Origin of the sequence: Falsiroseomonas oryzae, assembly GCF_027856955.1 — a bacterium.
In the GTDB taxonomy this organism is placed as follows: domain Bacteria; phylum Pseudomonadota; class Alphaproteobacteria; order Acetobacterales; family Acetobacteraceae; genus Falsiroseomonas; species Falsiroseomonas oryzae.
In genome coordinates this window covers 1-3069 of the sequence record NZ_JAPSMD010000543.1, presented here as the reverse complement: position 1 = coordinate 3069, position 3069 = coordinate 1, and the positions used below count along the sequence as shown (strand labels likewise).

At 73.3% G+C, this 3069-nt stretch carries 5 protein-coding genes; 1 reads left to right on the top strand and 4 read right to left on the bottom strand.

The features are described from left to right. Positions 1–139 precede the first annotated feature (139 nt). The gene (ftsY, locus tag OZN99_RS28555) at positions 140–1039 is read left to right on the top strand and encodes a signal recognition particle-docking protein FtsY (protein ID WP_270938607.1); all 900 of its coding nucleotides are present in this window, start codon (positions 140–142) and stop codon (positions 1037–1039) included. A gap of 11 nt (positions 1040–1050) precedes the next feature. On the opposite strand, the gene OZN99_RS28550 is transcribed toward ftsY, so the two are convergent. The 4 genes from OZN99_RS28550 to OZN99_RS28535 all read right to left on the bottom strand — a co-directional run. Then, on the bottom strand, positions 1051–1359 hold the full coding sequence (locus OZN99_RS28550; RefSeq protein WP_270938606.1) for a hypothetical protein: 309 nt from the start codon (positions 1357–1359) through the stop codon (positions 1051–1053). 4 nt (positions 1360–1363) lie between these two features. Next, positions 1364–1648 carry a hypothetical protein gene (locus OZN99_RS28545; protein ID WP_270938605.1) on the bottom strand — a complete coding sequence of 95 codons (285 nt, stop codon included), beginning with the start codon at positions 1646–1648 and terminating at the stop codon, positions 1364–1366. A 46-nt stretch (positions 1649–1694) separates the two neighbouring features. After that, positions 1695–2663, bottom strand: coding sequence for a Bug family tripartite tricarboxylate transporter substrate binding protein (locus OZN99_RS28540; RefSeq protein WP_270938604.1), 969 nt, complete (start codon positions 2661–2663; stop codon positions 1695–1697). 14 nt (positions 2664–2677) lie between these two features. After that, positions 2678–3069: SDR family oxidoreductase (locus OZN99_RS28535; RefSeq protein WP_270938603.1), on the bottom strand; the 392-nt coding region annotated here is incomplete at its 5' end.

Below are 3069 nucleotides of genomic sequence, written 5' to 3'. Positions count from 1 at the left end.
GCCGGCCGTTGCGTCGCCGCCCGCCGAGCAGCCGCCGCCACCCCCCGCGCCGACCGACGACGCCGCCGCCACGCGCGAGGCGCTCGCGACGAGCGAGCCCGAACCCGAGCCCGAGCAGAAGGGCGGCTGGTTCGCGCGGCTGAAGCAGGGCCTCTCGCGTTCCACCGCGCGGCTGACCGATGCGATCACCACCGTCTTCCGCAAGCGCCGCCTGGACGAGGAGGCGCTGGAGGAGCTGGAGGAGACGCTGATCGCGGCGGACCTCGGCGTGCCCGCCGCGCGGCGCATCGTGGAGGATTTCCGCAAGACGCGCTTCGGCAAGGAGGTCACCGACGAGGAGGTGAAGGCGGCGCTGGCCGAGAGCATCGCGGAGATCCTGGCACCCGTCGCACGGCCGCTGGAGATCGTGCCCGGCCATGCGCCGCATGTCGTGCTGGTCGTCGGCGTGAACGGCACGGGCAAGACGACGACCATCGCCAAGCTCGGACAGCAGTACCGGCGCCAGGGCCTGAAGGTGATGTTCGCGGCCGGCGACACCTTCCGCGCCGCCGCGGTGGAGCAGCTGCAGATCTGGGGCGACCGCACCGGCTGCCCGGTGGTGGCGCCGGCGAAGATGGGCGCCGACGCCGCCGGCCTGGCGCATGACGCGCTGGCCCGCGCGCGGGCCGAGGGCATGGACGTGCTGCTGATCGACACGGCCGGCCGGCTGCACAACAAGGCCGCGCTGATGGAGGAGCTGCGCAAGGTGGTGCGGGTGATCCGCCGCCTGGACGAGACGGCGCCGCATTCCGTGCTGCTGACGCTGGACGCCACCACCGGCCAGAACGCGCTGAGCCAGGTGAAGGTCTTCAAGGAGATGGTGGAGGTCGGCGGCCTGGCCGTCACCAAGCTCGACGGCAGCGCGAAGGGTGGCGTGGTGGTGGCGCTGGCGCAGGAATTCGGCCTGCCCGTGCATTTCGTCGGCGTCGGCGAAAAGGCCGACGACCTCCGCCCCTTCGCGGCGCGCGACTTCGCGCGGGGGCTGGTCGGGCTGGACTGAGGCTGCCGGCCTCAGCCCTTCAGGATGAAGAGCAGAACGATGAAGGCCGCGATGCCGAAGCCCGCCAGCGCGGGGAGCGCGACGGCCGCCACCAGCACGATGGCGGCCGACGTGCGCCCGGCCCGGCGCAACGCCAGGCTGGCCAGCACCGCGGCTACGCCCGCGGCGAAGGCCGCGGCCCAGGCAAGCAGGCCCTCCCGGTCCGGGTTGTCGGGATCGGCCAGCACAGGCGGCAGCGCGGTGGCCAGCAGCATGGCCAGCAGCGCCAGCGTGGGCACCGCCACCAGCAGCATCAGCCGATAGGCCCAGGCCGCCCGCATCGCCTCAGTTCCAGCGCGGGTTGATCAGGATCAGCGCCAGGATCAGCAGGCCGGCCAGGGCTGCCGGCACCGCCAGCAGCGACAGCAGCCCCTTCGCCGCGGCCGGCCGCCCGCCGCGCTGCAGCGCCACGCCGCCGCCGACGATGCCCGCCAGCACGCCCAGCATCGCCATCCAGGACAGGATGTTGAAGGACGAGACCGTGCCGTCGGAGACGCCCCAGAGGAAGAAGAACAGCGCGATGCCGAGTGCGGCACCGTCGATGCCCAGCAGGATGCGATAGAGCGTCATGCGGCCAGCCTGACCCCGCCAGACTCCATTCCGCAACCCCGCCGGATCAATCCGCCCGCATGCCGGTGCGGCGCACCACGTCCGCCCAGCGGGCGGCCTCGGCGCGGATGGTGGCGCCGAGCTCCTCGGGCGTGCCGGGCGCGGCCTCCGCGCCCTCGAGCGCCAGGCGCGCCTGCAACTCGGGGTCGGACATGGCGCGGTGCACCTCCGCATTCAGCCGCGCGACGATGGGCGCGGGCACGCCGGCGGTGGTCACCACGCAGTACCATTGCGTCGTCTCGAAGCCGGGCACGCCCTGCTCGGCGATGGTCGGGATCTCCGGCGCGGCGCGCATCCGCTGCGCGGAGGAGACGCCGAGCGCGCGCAGCCGCCCGTCGCGCACCAGCGGCATCACCACCGTGCCGCCCGTCATGGTGAAGTCGATCTGCCCGGCCACCAGGTCGTTCACCATCGGCCCGCTGCCGCGATAGGGCACATGCGTCCACTCGACGCCCGCGGCATGGCCGAGCGCGGCGGCGGCGATATGCGCCGCGCTGCCGTTGCCGGCGGAGCCGTAGGTCAGCTGCCCCGGCCGCTGCCGCGCCAGCGCCAGCAGGTCCTGCAGGGTGTTCGCGGGCACGCGCGGATGCACCGCCAGGATGTTCGGCACCAGCGCCACCATGGAGACCGGCGCGACGCCGCCGATCGGGTCGAAGGCGAGGCGCGGATAGAGGCTCGGGTTCACGCCAAGCGTGCCGATATGGCCGAGCATGATTGTGTTGCCGTCGGGGGCCGCGCGCACGACGATCTCGTGCCCCACCGTGCCGCCGGCGCCGGCGCGGTTCTCCACCACGACCGAGACGCCAAGGCCCGTCGTCATACGCGGCGCCAGCACGCGCGCCATGATGTCGGTGGTGCCGCCCGGCGCGAAGGGCACGATGAAGCGGATCGGCCGGTCGGGCCAGTTGCCCTGGGCGCGCAGGGCCGGCGCGGGCAGCGTGGCGGCGACGGCGGCGATCAGCGTGCGGCGGCGCATGGCGTATCCTCCCCTCAGAACGCGAAGCGGCTCATGCCGCCATCCACGGGGATCACCGTGCCGGTGACGTAGGCGGCGCGGGCGGAGGCGAGGAACACCGCAAGGTCGGCGATCTCCGCCGCCTCGCCGAAGCGCTTCGCGGGGATCTCGGCCTCGGCGAACTCCTGCTCGGCTTCCGGTGTCGGGTAGCGCTTCGCCATCTGCTCGCTGCGGATGCGGCCGGGCTGCAGGCAGTTGATGGTGACGCCGTCGCCCGCGACCTCGCGCGACAGGCCCTTGGACCATGTCTGGACGGTCCCCGCCCTGCAAGCATGATCGTCTCGGCTGGCTTGGGCGGCGCGCGTGCGGTCATGTCTGCGGCCTTTGATTGCCACCATGTGGTAGCTGGCCTCGATGGGTTCCGCGG

Bases quoted from the DNA above. Each gene is read 5' to 3' on its own strand.
- OZN99_RS28545 (WP_270938605.1), bottom strand. From the start codon at position 1,648: ATGACGCTCTATCGCATCCTGCTGGGCATCGACGGTGCCGCACTCGGC.
- OZN99_RS28550 (WP_270938606.1), bottom strand. From the start codon at position 1,359: ATGCGGGCGGCCTGGGCCTATCGGCTGATGCTGCTGGTGGCGGTGCCC.
- OZN99_RS28540 (WP_270938604.1), bottom strand. From the start codon at position 2,663: ATGCGCCGCCGCACGCTGATCGCCGCCGTCGCCGCCACGCTGCCCGCG.